This is a genomic window from Streptomyces sp. NPDC048353, from assembly GCF_055587165.1.
This window is the reverse complement of the sequence record NZ_JBVJGU010000003.1, coordinates 644,070-666,168: the sequence shown is the minus strand read 5'-3', so window position 1 is coordinate 666,168 and position 22,099 is coordinate 644,070. Positions and strand designations below refer to the sequence as shown.

Below are 22,099 nucleotides of genomic sequence, written 5' to 3'. Positions count from 1 at the left end.
TCCGGGGCGGGCGGGGCGGGTGGACGAGCATCCGGCCCCGCCCCGCCCCCCCACGACGCACTCTCCAGCGGCTCCGACCGCCTCGCGGCACCGGAGACGAGAAAGGGCCCGGACGCATCAGCGTCCGGGCCCTTTCTCTCTGTCCGTACTTCCGCTACGGCAGCTGGGCCGCGCGAGCCTCCCGGCTCTCGCGGCGGTTGCCGCGGAAGGTGTTCACCCGACGGGCCGTCGCGAAGAGGGGGATCACGGCGCCCATCACGACCTGCAGCGCGCAGCCGGTCTGGAGCAGGAACTGTCCGCCCGGGGCGTCGAACGCCCAGGCCGCCAGCATGCCCATGGCACCGACGATCCAGGCGAGCATCGCCACCGCGAGGACACCCCGCGGCTTGGGGTACTCGACCCGGCTCACCATCAGCCACGCCACTCCGATGATCGCGAGCAGCGTCGGGATGAACGGCAGCTCCAGCAGCACGATCGAGACGACCGTCAGCGCGCCGAAGGGGCTCGGCATGCCCTGGAACATGCCGTCCTTCATCGTCACGCAGGAGAATCTCGCCAGCCGGAGCACCACCGCGAGCAGCACCACGATCGCGGCCACCGCCGAGACCTTCTGCTGCGCGTCGTCCGCGACCATTCCGTACACCAGCACGAAGTAGGCCGGGGCCAGACCGAAGCTGATCAGGTCCGAGAGGTTGTCCAGCTCGGCGCCCATCGGCGACGAGCGGAGCTTGCGCGCCACGATGCCGTCGAAGAGGTCGAAGATCGCCGCGGCCAGCATGAGGATCACGGCGGTGGCGGCGCTGTTGCGCGCCATGCCGTTCTCGGCGCTGCCCGTGAGGTGCGGGATGAGGATGCCGGTGGTGGTGAAGTACACCGCCATGAAACCGCACGTGGCGTTACCGAGCGTGAGGGCGTCCGCTATGGACAGCCTCATCGACAGCGGCATCTCCTCGGCGTCTTCGGCACCGTCCGCCTCGGCGTCGGCGACCCAGTCGCCGGCATGTGTGTCGGGATCAATCACGGTCAATGCGAGTCACCCCCGCGGTCGTGGTCTGACCGACCTCGACAGCGACGTCGACACCTTCCGGAAGGTAGATGTCAACGCGCGACCCGAAACGGATCAGACCGATGCGCTCGCCCTGCTCGACCTTCGTCCCCTGCGGGATGTACGGCACGATGCGGCGGGCCACGGCCCCCGCGATCTGCACCATCTCGATGTCGCCCAGCTCGGTGTCGAAGTGCCAGACAACGCGCTCGTTGTTCTCGCTCTCCTTGTTGAACGCCGGGACGAACCCGCCGGGGATGTGCTCCACGGACGTCACCGTGCCGGCCAGCGGCGCGCGGTTGACGTGGACGTTCAGCGGGCTCATGAAGATGGCGACCCGGGTCCGCCCGTCCTTCCACGGCATGATGCTCTGCACCACACCGTCGGCGGGGGAGATGACCCGGCCCTGAGCGATCTCGCGCTCGGGGTCGCGGAAGAACCACAGCATGCCCGCCGCCAGAGCGGTGGTGGGCACGGCGACAGCGGCCCAGCGCCCGGACCGGCGGGCCCGGGTGAGGCTGAGCGCCGCGGTGGCGACGGTCGGCAGAAGCCACGGCGATGCTCCGCGCGCGAGGCGTACGCCAGCGAGGCTGTCGCGAGGTGCAGAGGTTTGGCTGTGGGGCATGAATGACCTTCGTAGCGGATGATGCCGCACGGGCAAGGGGGACGGCGGCTTTCCGGCGATGCTATCGGTTGCGGGGCGCAACTGGGCAAGCCAGAAGCCGAGTCGGTCGGCCGGAAACCCTCGGCAAACGCTGACAGGGTGTGATCTTCTTCGCGGCCGAACCGACTCAAAAGCGACATCAACCCTGGAAGCGGTACTCCTCGAGCAACCGGCGACCGATGATCATTTTCTGGATCTCGGCGGTACCTTCACCGATGAGCAGCATCGGAGCCTCGCGGTAGAGGCGCTCGATCTCGTACTCCTTGGAGAACCCGTATCCACCATGGATACGGAAGGCGTCCTCGACGACTTCCTTGCAGTACTCGGAGGCGAGGTACTTCGCCATCCCTGCTTCGAGGTCGTTTCGCTCCCCGGAGTCCTTTTTGCGCGCTGCGTTCACCATCATCGCATGAGCGGCTTCCACCTTGGTAGCCATTTCGGCCAGCTTGAACTGGATCGCCTGGTGCTGGGCGATCTGCTTGCCGAAAGTGTGACGCTGCTGGGCATAGGAGACACCCAGCTCGAACGCACGCTGAGCGACACCGCAGCCACGGGCGGCGACATTCACCCGGCCGACTTCGACACCGTCCATCATTTGGTAAAACCCTCGGCCGGTGGTCCCGCCGAGGACCCGATTGGCCGGAATGCGCAGTCCGTCCATGATGAGCTCGGTGGTGTCGACCCCCTTGTAACCCATCTTGTCGATCTTCCCGGGGATGGTGAGGCCCGGGCGGACCTCTCCGAAGCCGGGCTCCTTCTCGACGAGGAAGGTGGTCATCGACTTGTGCGGGGCGGTGCCCTCGGGGTGTCCTTCGTCACTTCGGACGAGAACGGCGACCAGCGTTGACGTTCCGCCGTTCGTCAGCCACATCTTCTGGCCGTTCAGGACGTACTCGTCGCCGTCCTTGACCGCCTTGGACGTGATCGCCGACACGTCCGAGCCGAGGGCCGGCTCCGACATCGAGAACGCGCCGCGCGTCTCGCCGGCCGCCATGCGCGGAAGGAAGTGGTCCTTCTGCTCCTGGGTGCCGTGCTGCTTGAGCATGTACGCGACGATGAAGTGGGTGTTGATGATGCCGGAGACCGACATCCAGCCACGGGCGATCTCCTCCACGCAGAGCGCGTAGGTGAGGAGCGACTCGCCCAGGCCCCCGTACTCCTCGGGGATCATCAGACCGAAGACGCCGAGCTCCTTGAGCCCGTCGACGATCTCCTGGGGGTACTCGTCACGGTGCTCCAGCTCCGTGGCGACCGGGATGATCTCCTTGTCGACGAAGTCCCGGACGGTGGAGAGGATCTCCTGCTGCACATCGGTCAGACCGTGGGTCTGGGCGAGTCGCGCCATGACTACTTCCCCTGTTCCTTGAGCTGGGGGCGGCCGGGCTGCTCGCCGCCGCGCTCCTTGATGTACGTCTCCGTGGGGACCATCACCTTGCGGCGGAACACGCACACCAGGGTGCCGTCCTGCTTGTAGCCCTTGGTCTCGACGTAGACGATGCCCCGGTCGTTCTTCGACTTCGAGGGGGTCTTGTCGAGGACAGTGGTCTCGCCGTAGAGGGTGTCGCCGTGGAAGGTCGGCGCGACGTGGCGCAGCGACTCGATCTCCAGGTTGGCGATCGCCTTGCCCGAGACGTCCGGCACGGACATGCCGAGCAGCAGCGAGTAGATGTAGTTGCCGACGACGACGTTCTTCCCGAAGTCCGTCGTGTTCTCCGCGTAGTTCACGTCCATGTGCAGCGGATGGTGGTTCATCGTCAGCAGACAGAAGAGATGGTCGTCGTACTCGGTGACCGTCTTTCCGGGCCAGTGCTTGTAGACGGCGCCGACTTCGAACTCTTCGTAGGTACGGCCGAACTGCATCGGACTCAGGCCTCCGGGATCTCGAACTTGGTGGTGCGCTCCATGCCCGCGGCGCGGCCCTTGCCCGAGATGACCAGGGCCATCTTGCGGCTGGCCTCGTCGATCATCTCGTCGCCGAGCATCGCCGAGCCCTTCTTGCCGCCCGCCTCGGAGGTGTAGTAGTCGTACGCGTCGAGGATCAGTTCGGCGTGGTCGAAGTCCTCCTGCGAGGGCGAGAAGATCTCGTTCGCCGCGGCGACCTGGTCCGGGTGGAGCACCCACTTGCCGTCGAAGCCGAGGGCGGCGGCGCGGCGGGCGACCGCCTTGTAGCCCTCCTGGTTGCGGATCTGCAGGTAGGGGCCGTCGATCGCCTGGAGGTTGTTGGCGCGGGCCGCCATCAGGATCCTCATCAGGATGTAGTGGTAGGCGTCGGCGTCGTAGCCGGGCGGCTGCTCGCCGACCACCAGGGACTTCATGTTGATGGAGGCCATGAAGTCGGCCGGGCCGAAGATGATCGTCTCCACGCGCGGCGAGGCCTGCGCGATGGCGTTGACGTTGTTGAGGCCCTGCGCGTTCTCGATCTGCGCCTCGATGCCGATCTTGCCGACCTCGAAGCCCATGGTCTTCTCGATCTGCGTGAGCAGCAGGTCGAGGGCGGCGATCTGCTGGGCGTCCTGGACCTTCGGCAGCATGATGCAGTCGAGGTTCTGGCCGGCGCCCTCGACGACCGTGACGACGTCCCGGTAGGTCCAGTGGGTCGTCCAGTCGTTGACCCGCACGACCCGCGTCTTGCCCGTCCAGTCACCCTCGTTCAGGAACTTCACGATGGTGTGCCGCGCCTCGGGCTTGGCGAGCGGCGCGCAGGCGTCCTCCAGGTCGAGGAAGACCTGGTCGGCGGCGAGCCCCTGGGCCTTCTCCAGGAAGCGCGGGTTGGAGCCGGGGACCGCCAGGCACGAGCGACGCGGGCGGAGTCGGTTCACGGGGCTGGTCATGCGGGGACCTCCAGGGGGTCGAGCTTGTTCGCTTTCCGGATCTCGTCGACGATACGGCCGATGATCTCGGTGATTCCGAAGTCCTTCGGTGTGAAGACGGCGGCCACGCCCGCCCGCTTCAGATCCGCGGCATCGGCGTTCGGGATGATGCCGCCGACGATGACCGGGATGTCGTGCGCCCCCGCCTCCCGGAGGCGGTCCAGCACGTCCGGTACCAGCTCGGCGTGCGAGCCGGAGAGGATCGACAGGCCGACGCAGTGCACGTCCTCCGCGAGGGCCGCGTCGACGATCTGCTCGGGCGTCAGCCGGATCCCCTGGTAGACCACCTCGAAACCGGCGTCACGCGCGCGTACGGCGATCTGCTCGGCGCCGTTGGAGTGACCGTCCAGGCCCGGCTTGCCCACCAGGAGCCGCAGCCGGCCGGAGCCGAGCTCCGAGGCCGTCCGCGCGACCTTCTCCCGTACCACGGCCAGCGGCGTGCCCTCCTCGGCCGTCACCGCCACCGGGGCGGAGGAGACGCCCGTGGGGGCGCGGAACTCGCCGAAGACGTCCCGCAGCGCCCAGGACCACTCGCCGGTGGTGACGCCCGCGCGGGCGCACTCCAGGGTGGCCTCGAAGAGGTTCCCGTCCCCGGCGGCGATCGCCTTGAGCGAGGCCAGCGCCTCCTGGGCGCGGGCCTCCTCGCGGTTGTCCCGCCACTCGTGGAGCTTCGCCACCACCCGGGCCTCGTTGGCCGGGTCGACCGTCATGATCGCCGTGTCGAGGTCGGCGGTGAGCGGGTTCTCCTCCGTGGACTGGAAGATGTTGACGCCGACGATCTTCTCGTCGCCGGCCTCGATCCGGGCCCGCCGCTCGGCGTGCGAGGAGACCAGCTGCGACTTGAGGTAGCCGGACTCCACGGCGGCCATCGCGCCGCCCATCTCCTGGATCCGGTCGATCTCGGCCAGGCACTCCTCCACGAGGGAGCCGACCTTGGCCTCGATGACGTGCGACCCGGCGAAGATGTCCTCGTACTCCAGCAGGTCCGACTCGTGCGCGAGGACCTGCTGGATGCGCAGCGACCACTGCTGGTCCCACGGCCGGGGCAGGCCCAGCGCCTCGTTCCAGGCGGGCAGCTGGACGGCACGCGCGCGTGCGTCCTTGGAGAGGGTCACGGCCAGCATCTCGAGCACGATCCGCTGGACGTTGTTCTCCGGCTGCGCCTCGGTCAGCCCGAGGGAGTTGACCTGCACGCCGTAGCGGAACCGGCGCTGCTTGGCGTCCTCGATGCCGTACCGCTCGCGCGTGACCTTGTCCCAGATACGGCCGAAGGCGCGCATCTTGCACATCTCCTCGACGAAACGGACGCCCGCGTTCACGAAGAAGGAGATACGGGCGACCACCTCGCCCCTGCGCTCCTCGGGGACCTGCCCGGAGGCGAAGACCGCGTCGAGCACCGCGATCGCGGTGGACATCGCGTACGAGATCTCCTGGACCGGAGTGGCCCCCGCCTCCTGCAGGTGGTAGCTGCAGATGTTGATCGGGTTCCACTTCGGGATGTGGTTCACCGTGTAGGTGATCATGTCCGTCGTCAGCCGCAGCGACGGGCCGGGCGGGAAGACGTGCGTCCCGCGCGACAGGTACTCCTTCACGATGTCGTTCTGGGTGGTGCCCTGGAGCCGGGCGACGTCCGCGCCCTGCTCCTCGGCCACCACCTGGTAGAGCGCCAGCAGCCACATGGCGGTGGCGTTGATGGTCATCGAGGTGTTCATCTGCTCCAGGGGGATGTCCTGGAACAGCCGCCGCATGTCACCGAGGTGCGAGACCGGGACCCCGACCCGTCCGACCTCGCCGCGGGCGAGGATGTGGTCGGGGTCGTAGCCGGTCTGCGTCGGCAGGTCGAAGGCGACCGAGAGGCCGGTCTGCCCCTTCGCCAGGTTGCGCCGGTACAGCTCGTTGGACGCCTCGGCGGTCGAGTGACCGGCGTACGTCCGCATCAGCCACGGACGGTCCTTCTGGCGCTCAGTCATCTTTGGTCCCGGGCTCAGACGTTACGGAAGCGGTTGATGGCGTCGATGTGCTTGGCCCGCAGCTCCTGGTCGCGCACGCCCATGCCCTCCTCGGGGGCGAGGCAGAGCACGCCGACCTTGCCCTGGTGGACGTTGCGGTGCACGTCGTGGGCGGCCTGGCCGGTGTCCTCCAGGGAGTACACCTTGGACAGGGTCGGGTGGATCTTGCCCTTGGCGATCAGGCGGTTGGCCTCCCACGCCTCGCGGTAGTTGGCGAAGTGCGAGCCGATGATCCGCTTCAGGGACATCCAGAGGTAGCGGTTGTCGTACTCGTGCATGTACCCCGAGGTGGAGGCGCAGGTGGTGATGGTGCCGCCCTTACGGGTGACGTACACCGAGGCGCCGAAGGTCTCGCGGCCCGGGTGCTCGAAGACGATGTCGATGTCCTCGCCGCCGGTCAGCTCGCGGATGCGCTTGCCGAAGCGCTTCCACTCCTTGGGGTCCTGGGTGTGCTCGTCCTTCCAGAACTTGTAGCCCTCGGCGTTGCGGTCGATGATCGCCTCGGCGCCCATCGAACGGCAGATGTCCGCCTTCTGGTCGCTGGAGACGACACAGATCGGGTTGGCGCCGCCGGCCAGCGCGAACTGGGTGGCGTACGAACCGAGGCCGCCGCTCGCGCCCCAGATCAGGACGTTGTCGCCCTGCTTCATGCCGGCGCCGTTGCGGGAGACCAGCTGGCGGTAGGCGGTGGAGTTCACCAGGCCCGGCGCCGCCGCCTCCTCCCAGCTGAGGTGGTCCGGCTTGGGCATCAGCTGGTTCGACTTCACGAGGGCGATCTCCGCCAGCCCGCCGAAGTTGGTCTCGAAGCCCCAGATGCGCTGCTCCGGGTCGAGCATCGTGTCGTTGTGGCCGTCCGAGGACTCCAGCTCGACGGAGAGGCAGTGCGCGACGACCTCGTCGCCGGGCTTCCACGAGTTCACACCGGGGCCGGTGCGCAGGACGACGCCCGCGAGGTCGGAGCCGATGATGTGGTACGGCAGGTCGTGGCGCTTGCTGAGGTCGCTGAGCCGGCCGTAGCGCTCCAGGAAGCCGAAGGTGGACACCGGCTCGAAGATCGAGGTCCAGACCGAGTTGTAGTTCACGGAGCTGGCCATGACGGCGACCAGGGCCTCGCCCGGGCCGAGCTCGGGCAGCGCCACGTCGTCCACGTGGAGCGACTTGCGCGGGTCCTTCTCGCGGCTGGGAAGGCCGGAGAACATCTCGGCCTCGTCCTTGTGCACGGTCACCGCGCGGTAGGACTCGGGGAGCTTGATGTTGGCGAAGTCGGCGGACGTGGACTCCGACGACTGGATCGCGTCCAGGATTTCCTTCACGGGTGTGCCTCCGGCGGTGCGGCGTCCGAGGGGACGCTGAGGGATGCGTCTGGGGTTCTGCTGTGGAGGTGTGCCGTCGGTTCGGCGGGTGGTGCGTGGCTGCGCCGGGTGGGCGCGGAGGGTGCCTGTGACGCAGGCGTCCGGGCGCACAATCACGATCGCTTGTGGGGACAGCCGGCGCACGAGGAGACCTCTGCGCGCCGGCCGCCCGGACAACATCAACGTATGGCACCGCGTGTCACCTGACAAGGCACTGCGTGCCAACAATTTCACTCAGATGCAATCCGCCGGTCACACATGAGCGATGATCGATCGAAGGGCGGTGCAAAACGGACGAAGGCCGCCCCTCGTGGGGACGGCCTTCGCCTGGAAACTCGCCGGTCTCTTCCGGAAGCCGCCGGTCAGTCGCGGGTGAGCGCCTGCTGGATGGTCCGCATGACCTCGTCGAGCGGAGCGTCGGTACGCGCCACGGCCACGACCACCCCGCCCTCGGCGGAGACGGTCGCCGCCGCCTGCGGAGCGGCCGCCCTGGGGGCCGCGGGAGCGGACTGCGGGGCCGACGGCGCCTGCGCCGGGCGGCCGGCGCCTATGCCCGAGCCGAAGGTCTCCCGCACGATCGCGAAGGCGTGGTCCAGCTGCGCCTCCACGTCCCCCTGGCCGCCGGCCCGCAGCCAGCGGCGCAGGACGTGGTTGTGGGCGGTGACCACCGCCGACGCGGCCACCTCGGCCAGCAGCGGGTCGTCATTGCCGTCGTGGTGGTCGCGCTCGTCGAAGTGGCCGAGGAGATAGCGGGTGAACAGCCGCTCGTAGCGGGCCACCGAGGCGATCTCGCGCTCCCGCAGGGTGGGTACCTCGCGGGTCAGCCGGTAGCGCTCCACGGAGACCGCCGGGGACCCCGCGTACATCTTCATGACTTCCTTGATGCCCCGGCAGACGGTGTCCAGCGGGTGCTCGTGCGGCGGCGCGGCGTTCAGCACCGCCTCCGCCCGCACCAGGGTGTCGTCGTGGTCCGGGAAGATCGCCTCTTCCTTGGAGCGGAAGTGGCGGAAGAAGGTACGCCGCGCGACCCCCGCCGCGGCGGCGATCTCGTCGACCGTGGTGGCCTCGTACCCCTTGGTCGCGAACAGTTCCATGGCCGCCGTCGCCAGCTCACGGCGCATCTTGAGCCGCTGAGCGGCCGCGCGGGTGCCCGCCGCACTCTCCTGGGAGTCGGACGGGGACGTGGCACGGGGTGACTTAGCGGCCTTGGACATGTCCTGAACGTACTGCATCAGCGCGGGCGTGTGCCCAGGTGGGGGAGGGTCGCCGGGGTCGCCGGGGGAGCCCGAGGGGCTCAGCAACCCTCCCCAGCCCGCGTACGGATCAGCGTCGGGCATATTCGCGGAAGCCGCGCCCCGTCTTGCGGCCGAGGCAGCCGGCGGCCACCAGGTGCTCCAGGAGCGGTGCCGGGGCCAGGCCCGGGTCGCGGAACTCGCGGTGCAGCACCCGCTCGATCGCGAGCGAGACGTCCAGTCCGACGACGTCCAGCAGCTCGAACGGTCCCATCGGGTAGCCGCCGCCCAGCTTCATGGCGGCGTCGATGTCGTCCAGGGTGGCGTAGTGCTCCTGGACCATCTTGATCGCGTTGTTCAGGTACGGGAAGAGCAGCGCGTTCACGATGAAGCCGGCCCGGTCGCCGCAGTCCACCGGATGCTTGCGGATCTTCGCCGTGACCTCGCGGACCGTGGCGTGGACGTCGTCGGCGGTCAGCACCGTCCGGACGATCTCGACCAGCTTCATCGCCGGGGCCGGGTTGAAGAAGTGCATCCCGATGACGTCCTGCGGCCGCGAGGTGGCGCGGGCGCACGCGACGACGGGCAGCGAGGAGGTCGTGGTGGCGAGCACCGCGCCCGGCTTGCAGATCTTGTCCAGCGTGGCGAAGAGCTGCTGCTTGATCTCCAGGTCCTCGGCGACCGCCTCGACCGCCAGATCGACCTCGGCGAAGGCGTCGAGCGAGCCGGCCGGGGTGATCCGGGCCAGCGTCTCGTCCCGGGCCTCGCCGCTCATCCGGCCCTTGTCGACCGAACGGGTGAGGGACTTGGTGATCCGGGCCTTGGCCGTGTCCGCCTTCTCCTGCGAGCGGGCGGCCAGGACCACGTCGTAACCGGCCTTGGCGAAGACCTCGGCGATGCCCGAGGCCATCGTCCCGGAGCCGGCGACGCCGACGGAGCGGACCGGGCGGGTCGTCCGGCCGGCCGTGCCCCCGTCCTCCAGCGGCGTCAGCGCGTCACGGACCACGGTGGCCGAGCCGGGCGCGTCGTACGTGTAGAACCCGCGGCCCGACTTGCGGCCGGTCAGCCCCGCCTCGCTGAGCTGGCGGAGGATCGGCGCCGGGGCGTGCAGCCGGTCGCGCGACTCGCTGTACATCGCCTCCAGGACGGTACGGGCGGTGTCGATGCCGATCAGGTCGAGCAGCGCCAGCGGACCCATCGGCAGGCCGCAGCCCAGCCGCATGGCGGCGTCGATGTCCTCGCGGGAGGCGTACTTGGCCTCGTACATCGCCGCGGCCTGGTTGAGGTAGCCGAAGAGCAGGCCGTCGGCGACGAAGCCGGGGCGGTCGCCGACCGCGACGGGCTCCTTGCCGAGGGCGAGGGCGAGATCGGTGACGGCCTGGACCGCCGGCGGGGCGGTGAGGACCGAGGAGACGACCTCCACCAGCTTCATCGCCTGGACCGGGGTGAAGAAGTGCAGCCCGAGCACCCGCTCGGGGTGGGCGGAGTCGGCGGCGAGACGCGTCACGGAGAGCGCGTTGGTGCCGGTGGCGATGATCGCGTCGGGCCGGACGATGGAGTCCAGCGCCCGGAAGACCTCCTGCTTGGCCTCGTACGACTCGGGCACGACCTCGATCACGAGATCGGCGTCGGCCGCCGCCTGGAGGTCGGAGAAGGTACGGAACCGGGCGAGGACGTCACGGCGCTCCTCCTCGGTGATCCGCTCACGGGCCACCGCGCGGGCGGTGGAGGACTCCAGGGCGGCGACGGCCCGCGCGGCGGCGACGTCGCTGATGTCGATGCCGATGACCTCACGGCCGGCCCGGGCGAGGACGTCGGCGATGCCGGTACCCATGGTGCCGAGACCGACGACGGCGATGGTGGAGAGAGGGGTGTCCATCAGGGGACTCCAGGGAGAGAAGAGTGACGACTGAGGGCGGCAATGCGGGCGCGCACAGAACGCGCGGGAAAAGGCGACGGGCTCTGTCCCGGAGCCACGTCGAAAACTGCCGAACCGACAAACTCGTACTCACCACGGCTGCGTCACCAGGCCGTTGCGAGCGAAGCGGGGGGTGACCCGCTCACCTGAGGTTAACCGGCGGGTAACGAGCGCGCCAGTCCCGGGAAGTTCGGAAAATGTGATCTGGATCGCGGATACGCTGAACGCCATGGATATCGCCCGTGATCCCGAATTCTGCTCGATGATCGATCGATTGCGGAACGAGATCCACGGCGACTCCGCCGCATTCGAAAAACTCGTCTCCGCCGAAGACGAAAGCCTCTTCGCGGACGTCCTCACCGCGCCGGGGCAGCCCCTGTGGGCCCGCGAGATCGCCGCCTTCCGGCTCGGCCTCGCCGGCGACCCGCGCGCCTTCGAAGCGCTCGTCCTCCTGCTCAACCACCGGGACCCGGAACGCTGTGTCTCCGCCGCGTACGCGCTGACCCGGCTCGGCGACCCGCGCACGGCGCGGGCGGCCGCCGCCCTCGCCACCAACGAACTGCGCGCCGCCTACGCCCTGCTGCCGGTCCGTCTGCTCACCGATCTGCGCGCCCCCGAATCCGTACCGGCCCTGATCACCGTCCTCGAACGACGGCTGGCCGCCGGCGATCCGTACTGGCGCATCGGGCTCGCCTGCGTCGAGGGCCTGGGCGCGCTCGGCGACGACCGCGCCCGCCCCGCCCTCACGGCGGCCCTGCCCCACCCCCGGCTGGCCCCGGCGGCCCGCTCCGCGCTCACCCGACTCGACGGCTAGCGAGAGCGGGCGAACCGGTTCCGGCGGGCGGGCGGCCTCAGCCCGCGTGGCCGAGGAGGCCGTGCAGGGTCGCCCCGGCCGCCCGGTCCCCGGCGGAGCCGCGGCCCCGGGGGGCCTTCGCGGGCTCGGGCTCCGGCAGCGTCGCGCAGACCGCGTCCGCCTCCGCGCCCTCGGCGCCGCGCGGCACGCGCCCGGTGGCGAGGTACGCCTCCAGGTGGCCGTCCACGCAGTCGTTCCCGGCCAGCGACACGCCGTGGTTGCCGCCGCCCTCCTCGACCACCAGGCTGGAGCCGCGGACCATCCGGTGCAGCGCCACGGCCCCTTCGTAGGGGGTGGCCGCGTCGTCCGACGCCTGGAGGACGAGCACCGGCGGCACCGCCTCGTTCGTGACGTCCGGCGGCGTGAGCGACTCCACCGGCCAGAACGCGCAGGGAGCGTTGTACCAGGCGTTGTTCCAGGTGGAGAAGGGCGCCTTCGCGTGCACGTCCCAGTTGTCCTTGCGCCAGACGCTCCAGTCGCGCGGCCACGCCGCGTCCCGGCACTGCACGCTCGTGTAGACCGAGTAGCCGTTGTCGTCCGCGGCGTCGGCCGCCGCGATGCTCGTGTACGTCCGGGCCAGCGGGGCCGCGTCCTTCCTGGTGACGTACGCGGAGAACGCCTCGGCCAGCCTCGGCCAGTAGCCGTTGTAGTACCCGCCGGGCAGGAAGGTGTCCTCCAGCTCGCCCGGGCCGACCTTCCCGCCCGCGGGGGCCGTCCGCAGCTCGTCGCGCATCCGGTACCAGGCGGCCTCCACCGCCGCCGGGTCCGAGCCCAGCCCGTACGTCGCGTCCCGGCGGGCCACCCAGGCCATGAAGTCCTTGTGCCGGCTGTCGAAGGCGTAGTCCTGCGCGAGGTTGTCCTCGTACCAGACGCCCTGCGGGTTGACCACGGAGTCCAGGACGAAGCGCCGCACCCGCTCCGGATGGAGCCGGGCGTAGACCGCCCCGAGGTACGTCCCGTAGGAGTAGCCGAGGTAGTTGAGCCGCTCCGCGCCGAGGGCGGCCCGCAGGACGTCCAGGTCGCGGGCCGTGCTGACGGTGTCGATGTACGGCAGCACGTCGCCGTACTTCTTCCCGCAGGCCGCAGCGAAGGACCGCGCCCGCTCGACGCCCGCCGCCTCGCCCTCGGCTCCGCCCGGTACGGAGTCGTGCCGCACGGGAGCGAAGTGGCCCGGCCGGCAGTCCAGGGCGGGCTCGCTCCTGCCCACCCCGCGCGGGTCGAAGCCGATCACGTCGTACTCCGCCGCCACCTTCGCGGGCAGCGCGGCGGCGACGTACCCGGCGAGGGCCCGGCCGCTGCCGCCGGGCCCGCCCGGATTGACGACCAGCGGCCCCTGCGACTGCTTCGCGGTGTGCGGGACCCGGGTCAGCGCGAGCGTGATCGTCCGGCCCCCGGGGGCGTCGTGGTCCAGCGGCACCTTCAGCGTGGAGCACTGGAGCCGGGGGTAGGCGGCGGTGGCGCAGCCGGTCCAGACGACGGGCGCCAGGGGACGGGCGGTCGGTTCGGGCCGGGGCTCGGCGGACGCGGGCAGGACGGTGACCGTCCCGGCGACCAGTGCCCCAGTGGCGATCAGCATCCCTGCGCGTGAGTTCATAGGGCGTCCGTGCCCGGAACCCGGTGCGGAAGGACCTGTTCCGCCGAGAGCTCACCCGATCAGAGGAGGGTGAGCTGTGTCGGCTCCGCGAGCGCCGGCTCTTCGGGTACGGAGATCCGCCGCGCGGCGCCACGGCGGGCCGGGCCGATCCCGAACTCGTCGGCCAGCTCGTGGACCTGACGGGTGATCCGGCGCTGGTACCAGGTCGGCGCGTAGGCCCCGTCCGCGTACATCCGCTCGTACCGTCCCACCAGGCCCGGGTGGTGCTGCCGCAGCCACGCGAAGAACCACTCGCGCGCTCCGGGGCGCAGATGCAGGACGAGCGGGGTCACGGAGGTGGCGCCGGCGTCGGCGAGGGCGCGGACGGTCTCGCGGAGCTGCTCCGGGCGGTCCCCGAGGAACGGGATCACCGGCGCCATCAGGACCCCGCAGCCGATGCCGTGCTCGCCGAGCGTCCGCACGACCTCCAGCCGCCGCAGGGGCGAGGGCGTGCCGGGTTCGACCGTGCGCCACAGCTCCTCGTCGGTGAAGCCGACCGAGACGGAGATGCCGACGTCGGTCACCTCGGCGGCCTGCGTCAGGAGGTCGAGGTCGCGCAGGATCAGGGTGCCCTTGGTCAGGATCGAGAAGGGGTTGGCGTGGTCGCGCAGCGCCGCGAGGATGCCGGGCATCAGGCGGTAGCGGCCCTCGGCGCGCTGGTAGCAGTCGACGTTGGTGCCCATCGCGATGTGCGCGCCCTGCCAGCGCCGGGAGGAGAGCTGGCGGCGCAGCAGCTCGGGGGCGTTGGTCTTCACCACGATCTGGGAGTCGAAGCCGAGGCCGGTGTCGAGGTCCAGATAGGAGTGGGTCTTGCGGGCGAAGCAGTAGACGCACGCGTGCGTGCAGCCGCGGTACGGGTTCACCGTCCATTCGAACGGCATCCGGGAGGCGCCCGGCACCCGGTTCAGGATCGAGCGGGCCCGCACCTCGTGGAAGGTGATCCCGCGGAACTCGGGGGTGTCGAACGTACGGGTGGTGACCGCGTCCGCGCCGAAGAGCGCCGCCTCGGCCGCGGTGGCGGGGTCGTCGCCCAGATTGTCCCAGCGCATGGCCGCCTCCTCGTTCGTCGATGTCCAGCCCTCCGGCCACAATAGAACATATGTTCCCTTGATCGCCGCAACCCGGATTTGGGAGCCCCGGGCCCAGGTGGTTGGCTGGTGCCCCACCCTGAGGAACCGAGTGCTGGAGGAAGTGCAATGGCGCAGGTCGAGGCCACCACGGAGCGGATCATCGCGGCGGACGCGGAGACGGTGTTCGACGCTCTGGCCGACTACAACGGCACGCGCGCGAAGGTGCTGCCCGAGCACTTCAGTGAGTACGAGGTCCGGGAGGGCGGCGACGGCGAGGGCACCCTCGTCCACTGGAAGCTCCAGGCGACCAGCAAGCGGATCCGGGACTGCCTCCTGGAGGTCACCGAGCCCACCGACGGTCAGCTCGTCGAGAAGGACCGCAACTCCTCCATGGTCACCACCTGGACCGTCACCCCGGCCGGCGAGGGCAGCTCCAAGACGGTCGTCACCACCGTCTGGAATGGCGCGGGCGGCATCGGCGGCTTCTTCGAGAAGACCTTCGCCCCCAAGGGGCTGGCCCGTATCCACGACGCCGTTCTGGCCAACCTGGCCGCCGCCGTGGAGAAGTAACGCTCCGGCGGTCACCGATTCGAGTGGTCTCCCCGCGCCCCCGTACGAGCGCCCCGCGCGCCCAGGGGGCGCGGGCGCATGCGTAAACGCGCTGATGAGCGCCCCAAGTGCCACCCGGCGCAGGGCCGTTCGCGCCCCGTGCCGCCACGGCGACTCCGTACCGCCCGACTTGCTCCCCCTTCGCGCGCAATGCGAAGAATGGCGCGGCGCTGACGCCGTGACGAGGGGAGCAGCACGTGGGTGCGATCACACTGGCGAAGGACGACGTGCCGCTCGTCGCGGGCGACCCTCCCTCCGGCCACCGACCGCCCCCCGGCCCCGACGCGGCCCTCGACCCCCGCCGGGTCCGGCTCGTCTTCTGCGGACTCATGCTCGCGCTGCTGCTCGCCGCGCTGGAGCAGATGATCGTCGCCACCGCCCTGCCGAAGATCGTCGGCGAACTCCAGGGCCTGGACCGGATGTCCTGGGCGATCACCGCCTATCTCCTGACCGCCACCATCGGCCTCCCCGTCTACGGCAAGCTCGGCGACCTCTTCGGCCGCAAGGGCGTCTTCCTCTTCGCGATCGTCGTCTTCGTCATCGGCTCGGCCCTCGCCGGCTGGTCACGGACCATGGACGAGCTCATCGCCTTCCGGGCCGTCCAGGGCATCGGCGCGGGCGGACTCATGATCGGCGTCCAGGCGATCATCGCCGACATCGTCCCGGCCCGGGACCGCGGCCGCTACATGGGACTCGTCGGCGCCGCCTTCGGCCTCGCCTCCGTCGCCGGGCCCCTGCTCGGCGGCTTCTTCACCGACCACGTCTCCTGGCGCTGGTGCTTCTACTTCAACGTCCCCTTCGGCCTCGTCACCCTCGCCGTCGTCGCCGTCGTCCTCAAACTGCCCAAGCCGCGGACCCGCGGGAAGCTCGACGTCCTCGGTACGCTGCTGCTCGCCGCCGCCTCCACCTGCCTGGTGCTGCTCACCAGCTGGGGCGGGACCGAATACGCGTGGGGCTCCCGGGTCATCGTCGGTCTCGGCTGCGGCGCCGCCGCGACGACCCTGCTCTTCCTGGCCGTCGAACACCGCGCCTCCGAACCCCTCATCCCGCTGCGGCTGTTCCGCGACTCCGTCTTCACCCTCACCAGCCTCGTCGGCGCCGTCGTCGGCATCGCCCTCTTCGGCGCCGCCAGCTATCTGCCGACCTTCCTGCAGATGGTCGAGGGCGCCACCGCCACCGAGTCCGGCCTCCTCATGCTGCCGTTGATGGGCGGCATCGTCATCGCCTCCATCGTGTCCGGCCAGCTCATCAGCCGCACCGGCCACTACCGGATCTACCCGGTCCTCGGCGGCGCCGTCTCCGCCGTCGGCATGTGGCTGCTCTCCCGGATGGAGACCGACACCCCACGCCTGCACCACAGCGTCTGGCAGGCAGTCCTCGGCATCGGCATCGGCCTGGTCATGCCGGTCCTCATCCTGGCCGTGCAGAACTCCGTGCGCCCCTCCGACCTCGGCACCGCCACCAGCGCCCACAACTACTTCCGGCAGATCGGCGGCAGCGTCGGCGCCGCCGTCTTCGGCACCCTCTTCGCCTCCCGGCTCGACGACGCCCTCGCCGACTCCCTCCCGCGTACGGCCGGGACGGCGCTGCCCGCCGCCGAATCGATCACCCCGCAGACGGTGCACGCCCTGCCGCCCGCCCTGCGCGACGCCTACATCCAGGCGTACGCGGACGCGATGCCGCGCATCTTCCTCTACCTCGTGCCGGTCCTCGTGCTCGGCCTCGTCCTCGCCTTCTTCCTCAAGGAGAAACCGCTGGTGTCCCACCACACCCCCGCCCCCGAGGCCCCCACCGCCGTCCCCCGGGCCAGGGACGCCGCCGCCCACCCCGCCCCCCAGACCGCCGGGCTCCCCGTCTGCGGCACCGTCCAGCACCACGACGGCAGCCGCGTCCCCCGCGCCGCGCTGACCCTGATCGACGTCCAGGGGCGGCAGATCGGCCGCGGCGGCAGCGGCGAGGACGGCCGCTACGCCCTCAGCGTCCCGGGCCCCGGCGCGTACGTCCTGATCGCCGCCGCCGGCGGACACCAGCCGCAGGCCGTCTCCGTCACCGTCGGCGAACGGCCCGTCGAACTCGACGTCGTCCTCGGCGGAGCGGGCCGGCTGGCCGGAACGGTCCTCACCGCCGACGGCTCGCCGGTACGCGACGCGGCCGTCACCCTCACCGACGTGCGCGGGGAGGTCGTCGCCTCCACCCGCAGCGGACGCGAGGGCGGCTACGTGATCACGGAACTGGTCGCCGGGGAGTACACCCTCGCCGCCAGCGCCCCCGCCTTCCGCCCCGCCGCCCTCCCGGTGAGCGTCCAGTCCTCCCGCGAGACCCGCCAGGACATCGAGCTCGCGGGCGGCGCGGTGCTGCGCGGCACGGTCCGCGCGGGCGGCGGGCGCGCCGTCGAGGACGCCCGCGTCACCCTCCTCGACGCGGCGGGGAACGTCGTCGACACCCTGACCACCGGCCCGGACGGCACCTTCCGCTTCGTGGACCTCTCCTCCGGCGAGTACACCGTCATCGCCGCCGGATATCCGCCGGTCGCCACCGTCCTCCACCTCGCGGGCGGGGGCCGCACCGAACGCGATCTGCAGCTCGGCCACGAGGACTGACGACGGGTCCGCGACCGCTCCGCCGACACTTGTCCACAGGGGTGGTCGCGCCGCCGGTCGCCGCGTACGGTTTCCAGGCATGAAGATCCTGATCAGCGCCGACATGGAAGGCGCCACCGGTGTCACCTGGCCCGCCGACGTGCTGCCGGGCACCCCGCAGTGGGAGCGGTGCCGGTCCATGTTCACCTCGGACGTGAACGCGGCGGTGCTCGGCTTCTTCGACGGCGGCGCCGACGAGGTCCTCGTCAACGAAGCGCACTGGTCGATGCGGAACCTCCTCCTCGAACGGCTCGACGAGCGGGCCGAGATGCTCACCGGCCGCCACAAATCCCTCTCCATGGTGGAGGGCGTCCAGCACGGCGACGTCGACGGCATCGCCTTCGTCGGCTACCACACCGGCGCCGGCGCCGAGGGAGTCCTCGCCCACACATATCTCGCCAACTCCATCACCGGCGTCTGGCTGAACGGCGAGCGGGCGAGCGAGGGCCTGCTGAACGCCCATGTGGTGCAGGAGTACGGCGTGCCGGTGGTCCTCGTCACCGGCGACGACCTGACCTGCGAGGACGCCCTGGGATACGCCCCGGAGGCGCCCAAGGTCGCGGTCAAGGACCACGTCTCGCGGTACGCCGCGGTGTGCCGGACCCCGAGCCGCACGGCCGCCGAGATCCGCGCGGCGGCGAAGGCCGCGACCGCCCTCGCCGTGCGGTACGAGCCGGTGCGCGGCGGCCCGTTCACGGTGGAGCTGGAGTTCGACGCCGAACACCTCGCGGCCGCCGCCACGGTCGTGCCCGGCGTGGCCCGGAGCGGCGAGCGCCGCGTCGCCTACACCAGCGGGACGATGTACGAAGGCATTCGCACGTTCAAGGCGGTCACGACCATCGTCTCGGCCGCGGTGGAGGAGCAGTATGGCTGAGCCGACCCAGCAGCCCGACGCCGAGGCGCTCGACGAGGTGGTGGCCTTCACCTCCGAGCTGATCCGCATCGACACGACCAACCGGGGCGGCGGCGACTGCCGCGAGCGGCCCGCCGCCGAGTACGTCGCCGAACGCCTCGCCGGCGCCGGCCTCGACCCCGTCCTCCTGGAGCGGACCACCGGCCGCACCAACGTGGTGGCCAGGATCGAGGGCACCGACCCGTCCGCCGACGCGCTGCTCGTCCACGGCCACCTCGACGTGGTCCCCGCCGAGCCCGCCGACTGGGCCGTCCACCCCTTCTCCGGCGAGCTCCGCGACGGCGTGGTCTGGGGCCGCGGGGCGGTCGACATGAAGAACATGGACGCGATGGTCCTCGCCGTCGTCCGCTCCTGGGCCCGCCAGGGCATCCGTCCGCGCCGCGACATCGTCCTCGCCTACACCGCGGACGAGGAGGACAGCGCCGTGGACGGCTCCGGCTTCCTCGCCGAGCGGCACGCCTCCCTCTTCGACGGCTGCACCGAAGGCATCAGCGAATCGGGGGCGTTCAGCTTCCATCCGCAGCCCGGCATGACGCTCTATCCCATCGCGGCCGGCGAACGCGGCACTGCCTGGGTCAGGCTCACCGCCCGGGGCAGGGCCGGCCACGGCTCGAAGGTGAACGCCGCCAACGCCGTGACCCGGCTCGCCGCCGCCGTCGCCCGCGTCGGCGCCCACACCTGGCCGGTCCGCCTCACCCCCACCGTCCGGGCGGCCCTGCGCGAACTGGCCGCGCTGTACGGCATCGAGACCGACGTCACCGCCGACGACCTCGACATCGACGCGCTCTTGGAGAAGCTCGGCCCCGCCGCCGCGCTCGTCGCGCCGACCGTCCGCAACAGCGCCAACCCGACCATGCTCCACGCCGGGTACAAGGTGAACGTCATCCCCGGCCAGGCCGTCGCCTACGTCGACGGGCGGGTGCTGCCGGGCGGCGAGGAGGAGTTCACCGAGACGATGGACCGGCTCACGGGGCCGGACGTCGACTGGGAGTTCCACCACCGCGAGATCCCCCTGGAGGCGCCGGTCGACTCGCCGACCTTCGCCAAGCTGCGGGCCGCCGTGGAACGCTTCGACCCGGCCGGACACGTCCTCCCCTTCTCCATGTCCGGCGGCACCGACGCCAAGCAGTTCGCCCGCCTCGGCATCACCGGCTACGGCTTCTCACCACTGAAGCTCCCCCCGGAGCTCGACTACGGCGCGCTGTTCCACGGCGTCGACGAGCGCGTCCCCGTCGACGCGCTGCACTTCGGCGTCCGCGTACTCGACCACTATCTGAAGACGGCGTAGGGGAGTTCGACATGGTACCGACCGGCCCCTACGGCAGCTGGCCCTCACCCATCGACGCCGCCCTCGCGGCCTCGCACGACGGACGCCCCGAATACCTCGGCGCCGTCGGCGACGAGCTGTGGTGGACGGCGCCACGCCCCACCGAAGGAGGCCGGCGCGCCCTGGTGCGCCGCCGGGCCGACGGCGCCGAGGAACAGGTCCTGCCCGCGCCGTGGAACGTCCGCAGCCGGGTCCACGAGTACGGCGGACAACCCTGGGCCGGACAGGCCCGCGAGACCGGCGGCCCGCTGATCGTCTTCAGCCACTTCCCCGACCAGCGGCTGTACGCGTACGAACCGGACGGCGCCGGCGACGCGGCCGTGCCCCGGCCGCTCACCCCCCTCTCGGCCACCGGCGGGGGACTGCGCTGGGCCGACCCGGTCGTCCACCCCGACCGGGCCGAGGTGTGGTGCGTCCTGGAGGAGTTCACCGGGCCCGCGCCCACCGACGTGCGCCGGGTCGTCGCCGCCGTCCCCCTGGACGGATCGGCGGCAGAGGACCGCGCGGCGGTACGCGAACTCTCCGACGGCCACCACCGGTTCGTCACCGGCCCCCGGCTCTCCCCGGACGGCCGGCAGGCCGCCTGGATCGCCTGGGACCACCCCCGCATGCCCTGGGACGGCACGGAGGCGATGCTCGCCGACATCACGGCCGACGGCGTCTTCGCGGACCCCCGGCGCGTCGCGGGCGGACCCGCCGAGTCGGTCCCGCAGGTCGGCTGGACCCCCGACGGGCAGCTGCTGTACCTCAGCGACCGCAGCGGCTGGTGGAACCTCTACCGCGCCGGAGTGGACGGGGAGCCGGTCGCCCTGTGCCCCCGCGCCGAGGAGTTCGGCGGACCGCTCTGGAAGATCGGCCTCGGCTGGTTCAACCCCCTGGCGAACGGCCTCGTCGCGGTCATCCACGGCAAGGGCGCCACCGCCCTCGGGATACTCGACCCGGAGAGCGGCGAGCTGGTCGACGCGGCCGGCCCCTGGACCGAGTGGGCCCCCACCCTCGCCGCGCACGGCAGCCGCGTCGCCGGCGTCGCCGCGAGCCCCCGCAGCGCCTACGAGATCGTGGAGCTGGACACCTGCACGGGCCGGGCCCGGGTCGTCGGCTCGGCCCACGACGACCCGGTCGACCCCGCGTACTACCCCGAACCCCAGATCCGGACCTTCGCCGGACCGGACAACCGCGAGATCCACGCCCACGTCTACCCTCCGCACAGCCCCGACCGGATCGCCCCCGGCGACGAACTGCCGCCCTACGTGGTGTGGGCGCACGGCGGGCCGACGGCGCACGCCCCCCTCGTCCTCGACCTGGAGATCGCCTACTTCACCTCGCGGGGCATCGGCGTCGCCGAGGTCAACTACGGCGGCTCGACCGGCTACGGCCGGGAGTACCGCGAGCGGCTCCGGGAACAGTGGGGCGTCGTCGACGTCGAGGACTGCGCCGCCGTCGCCGAGGCGCTCGCCTCGGAGGGCACCGCCGACCCGGCGCGGCTCGCGATCCGCGGCGGCAGCGCGGGCGGCTGGACCACCGCCGCCTCGCTGGTCGGCAACGACGTCTACGCCTGCGGCACGATCATCTACCCCATCCTCGACCTGCTCGGCTGGGCCACCGACGAGACCCACGACTTTGAATCCCGCTATCTGGAGTCGCTGATCGGGCCGCTCGCCGAGGTGCCCGCCCGCTACAAGGAACGCTCACCGCTGGGCCATGTCGACCGGATCTCCGCGCCGTTCCTGCTGCTCCAGGGCCTCGACGACGTGATCTGCCCGCCCGCGCAGAGCGAGAGATTCCTGGCGGCGATGGCCGGACGGGGCATCCCGCACGCGTACCTCGCCTTCGAGGGGGAGGGGCACGGCTTCCGGCGCGCCGAGACGGTGGTCCGCGCCCTGGAGGCCGAACTGTCGCTGTATGCCCAGACCTTCGGCATCGAACGGCCCGACGTGCCCCGACTGGAGCTGCGGGGGTGAGGGC

General features: G+C 71.1%; 17 protein-coding genes. 6 read left to right on the top strand and 11 right to left on the bottom strand.

Features of this window, described 5'->3' with window-relative positions:
- Window positions 1-154 precede the first annotated feature (154 nt).
- The 9 genes from pssA to ACZ6RC_RS13225 all read right to left on the bottom strand — a co-directional run bounded on the left by pssA (window position 155) and on the right by ACZ6RC_RS13225 (window position 11,051).
- The gene (gene pssA / locus ACZ6RC_RS13265; RefSeq protein ID WP_391135972.1) at window positions 155-1,021 is read right to left on the bottom strand and encodes a CDP-diacylglycerol--serine O-phosphatidyltransferase; all 867 of its coding nucleotides are present in this window, start codon (window positions 1,019-1,021) and stop codon (window positions 155-157) included.
- The gene (locus tag ACZ6RC_RS13260) at window positions 1,014-1,670 is read right to left on the bottom strand and encodes a phosphatidylserine decarboxylase (protein WP_391135563.1); all 657 of its coding nucleotides are present in this window, start codon (window positions 1,668-1,670) and stop codon (window positions 1,014-1,016) included. The genes pssA and ACZ6RC_RS13260 overlap by 8 nt, the downstream gene beginning before the upstream one ends.
- A gap of 178 nt (window positions 1,671-1,848) precedes the next feature.
- Window positions 1,849-3,054, bottom strand: a complete 1,206-nt coding sequence (locus ACZ6RC_RS13255) for an acyl-CoA dehydrogenase family protein (RefSeq protein ID WP_391135560.1) — start codon at window positions 3,052-3,054, stop codon at window positions 1,849-1,851.
- Window positions 3,055-3,056: 2 nt separating this feature from the next.
- Window positions 3,057-3,569: a MaoC family dehydratase gene (locus ACZ6RC_RS13250; protein ID WP_351211650.1), complete on the bottom strand. Its 513-nt coding sequence runs from the start codon at window positions 3,567-3,569 to the stop codon at window positions 3,057-3,059.
- Between the two features lie 5 nt (window positions 3,570-3,574).
- Complete coding sequence (locus ACZ6RC_RS13245; protein WP_469581979.1) at window positions 3,575-4,540, bottom strand: HpcH/HpaI aldolase/citrate lyase family protein; 966 nt, start codon at window positions 4,538-4,540, stop codon at window positions 3,575-3,577.
- Window positions 4,537-6,549: a protein meaA gene (locus ACZ6RC_RS13240; RefSeq protein WP_469581975.1), complete on the bottom strand. Its 2,013-nt coding sequence runs from the start codon at window positions 6,547-6,549 to the stop codon at window positions 4,537-4,539. The genes ACZ6RC_RS13245 and ACZ6RC_RS13240 overlap by 4 nt, the downstream gene beginning before the upstream one ends.
- A gap of 14 nt (window positions 6,550-6,563) precedes the next feature.
- Window positions 6,564-7,901, bottom strand: a complete 1,338-nt coding sequence (ccrA, locus tag ACZ6RC_RS13235) for a crotonyl-CoA carboxylase/reductase (RefSeq protein ID WP_391135550.1) — start codon at window positions 7,899-7,901, stop codon at window positions 6,564-6,566.
- 401 nt (window positions 7,902-8,302) lie between these two features.
- Window positions 8,303-9,154 (bottom strand): TetR family transcriptional regulator, encoded by an 852-nt coding sequence (locus ACZ6RC_RS13230; RefSeq protein ID WP_469581971.1) that lies wholly within the window; start codon window positions 9,152-9,154, stop codon window positions 8,303-8,305.
- Between the two features lie 109 nt (window positions 9,155-9,263).
- Window positions 9,264-11,051: a 3-hydroxyacyl-CoA dehydrogenase family protein gene (locus tag ACZ6RC_RS13225; protein ID WP_469581968.1), complete on the bottom strand. Its 1,788-nt coding sequence runs from the start codon at window positions 11,049-11,051 to the stop codon at window positions 9,264-9,266.
- A gap of 268 nt (window positions 11,052-11,319) precedes the next feature.
- Here ACZ6RC_RS13225 and ACZ6RC_RS13220 point away from each other — a divergent pair, with 268 nt between their 5' ends.
- Complete coding sequence (locus ACZ6RC_RS13220; RefSeq protein WP_469581966.1) at window positions 11,320-11,904, top strand: HEAT repeat domain-containing protein; 585 nt, start codon at window positions 11,320-11,322, stop codon at window positions 11,902-11,904.
- A 37-nt stretch (window positions 11,905-11,941) separates the two neighbouring features.
- On the opposite strand, the gene ACZ6RC_RS13215 is transcribed toward ACZ6RC_RS13220, so the two are convergent.
- Window positions 11,942-13,537, bottom strand: a complete 1,596-nt coding sequence (locus ACZ6RC_RS13215) for an alpha/beta hydrolase (protein ID WP_469581963.1) — start codon at window positions 13,535-13,537, stop codon at window positions 11,942-11,944.
- Between the two features lie 59 nt (window positions 13,538-13,596).
- Window positions 13,597-14,625: an Rv2578c family radical SAM protein gene (locus ACZ6RC_RS13210; protein WP_391135535.1), complete on the bottom strand. Its 1,029-nt coding sequence runs from the start codon at window positions 14,623-14,625 to the stop codon at window positions 13,597-13,599.
- Between the two features lie 147 nt (window positions 14,626-14,772).
- On the opposite strand from ACZ6RC_RS13210, the gene ACZ6RC_RS13205 reads away from it, so the two are divergent.
- The 5 genes from ACZ6RC_RS13205 (at window position 14,773) to ACZ6RC_RS13185 (ending at window position 22,095) form a co-directional block, all read left to right on the top strand.
- Window positions 14,773-15,216, top strand: coding sequence for an SRPBCC family protein (locus ACZ6RC_RS13205; protein ID WP_391135532.1), 444 nt, complete (start codon window positions 14,773-14,775; stop codon window positions 15,214-15,216).
- Window positions 15,217-15,452: 236 nt separating this feature from the next.
- Window positions 15,453-17,855 carry an MFS transporter gene (locus ACZ6RC_RS13200; RefSeq protein ID WP_469581959.1) on the top strand — a complete coding sequence of 801 codons (2,403 nt, stop codon included), beginning with the start codon at window positions 15,453-15,455 and terminating at the stop codon, window positions 17,853-17,855.
- A 79-nt stretch (window positions 17,856-17,934) separates the two neighbouring features.
- Window positions 17,935-18,768, top strand: coding sequence for a M55 family metallopeptidase (locus ACZ6RC_RS13195; RefSeq protein ID WP_391135527.1), 834 nt, complete (start codon window positions 17,935-17,937; stop codon window positions 18,766-18,768).
- Window positions 18,761-20,095, top strand: coding sequence for a M20/M25/M40 family metallo-hydrolase (locus ACZ6RC_RS13190; RefSeq protein WP_391135524.1), 1,335 nt, complete (start codon window positions 18,761-18,763; stop codon window positions 20,093-20,095). The genes ACZ6RC_RS13195 and ACZ6RC_RS13190 overlap by 8 nt, the downstream gene beginning before the upstream one ends.
- Window positions 20,096-20,106: 11 nt before the next feature.
- Window positions 20,107-22,095, top strand: coding sequence for a dipeptidyl-peptidase 5 (locus ACZ6RC_RS13185; protein WP_469581955.1), 1,989 nt, complete (start codon window positions 20,107-20,109; stop codon window positions 22,093-22,095).
- The last annotated feature ends 4 nt before the right edge of the window (window positions 22,096-22,099 follow it).

What these genes read in the sequence shown, in the direction of transcription:
- ACZ6RC_RS13220 (WP_469581966.1), top strand. Translation starts at nt 11,320, where the DNA reads ATGGATATCGCCCGTGATCCCGAATTCTGCTCGATGATCGATCGATTG.
- ACZ6RC_RS13195 (WP_391135527.1), top strand. Translation starts at nt 17,935, where the DNA reads ATGAAGATCCTGATCAGCGCCGACATGGAAGGCGCCACCGGTGTCACC.
- ACZ6RC_RS13260 (WP_391135563.1), bottom strand. Translation starts at nt 1,670, where the DNA reads ATGCCCCACAGCCAAACCTCTGCACCTCGCGACAGCCTCGCTGGCGTA.
- ACZ6RC_RS13205 (WP_391135532.1), top strand. Translation starts at nt 14,773, where the DNA reads ATGGCGCAGGTCGAGGCCACCACGGAGCGGATCATCGCGGCGGACGCG.
- ACZ6RC_RS13230 (WP_469581971.1), bottom strand. Translation starts at nt 9,154, where the DNA reads ATGTCCAAGGCCGCTAAGTCACCCCGTGCCACGTCCCCGTCCGACTCC.
- ACZ6RC_RS13255 (WP_391135560.1), bottom strand. Translation starts at nt 3,054, where the DNA reads ATGGCGCGACTCGCCCAGACCCACGGTCTGACCGATGTGCAGCAGGAG.
- ACZ6RC_RS13245 (WP_469581979.1), bottom strand. Translation starts at nt 4,540, where the DNA reads ATGACCAGCCCCGTGAACCGACTCCGCCCGCGTCGCTCGTGCCTGGCG.
- ACZ6RC_RS13210 (WP_391135535.1), bottom strand. Translation starts at nt 14,625, where the DNA reads ATGCGCTGGGACAATCTGGGCGACGACCCCGCCACCGCGGCCGAGGCG.
- ACZ6RC_RS13225 (WP_469581968.1), bottom strand. Translation starts at nt 11,051, where the DNA reads ATGGACACCCCTCTCTCCACCATCGCCGTCGTCGGTCTCGGCACCATG.
- ACZ6RC_RS13240 (WP_469581975.1), bottom strand. Translation starts at nt 6,549, where the DNA reads ATGACTGAGCGCCAGAAGGACCGTCCGTGGCTGATGCGGACGTACGCC.
- ACZ6RC_RS13185 (WP_469581955.1), top strand. Translation starts at nt 20,107, where the DNA reads ATGGTACCGACCGGCCCCTACGGCAGCTGGCCCTCACCCATCGACGCC.
- ACZ6RC_RS13250 (WP_351211650.1), bottom strand. Translation starts at nt 3,569, where the DNA reads ATGCAGTTCGGCCGTACCTACGAAGAGTTCGAAGTCGGCGCCGTCTAC.
- ACZ6RC_RS13215 (WP_469581963.1), bottom strand. Translation starts at nt 13,537, where the DNA reads ATGAACTCACGCGCAGGGATGCTGATCGCCACTGGGGCACTGGTCGCC.
- ACZ6RC_RS13190 (WP_391135524.1), top strand. Translation starts at nt 18,761, where the DNA reads ATGGCTGAGCCGACCCAGCAGCCCGACGCCGAGGCGCTCGACGAGGTG.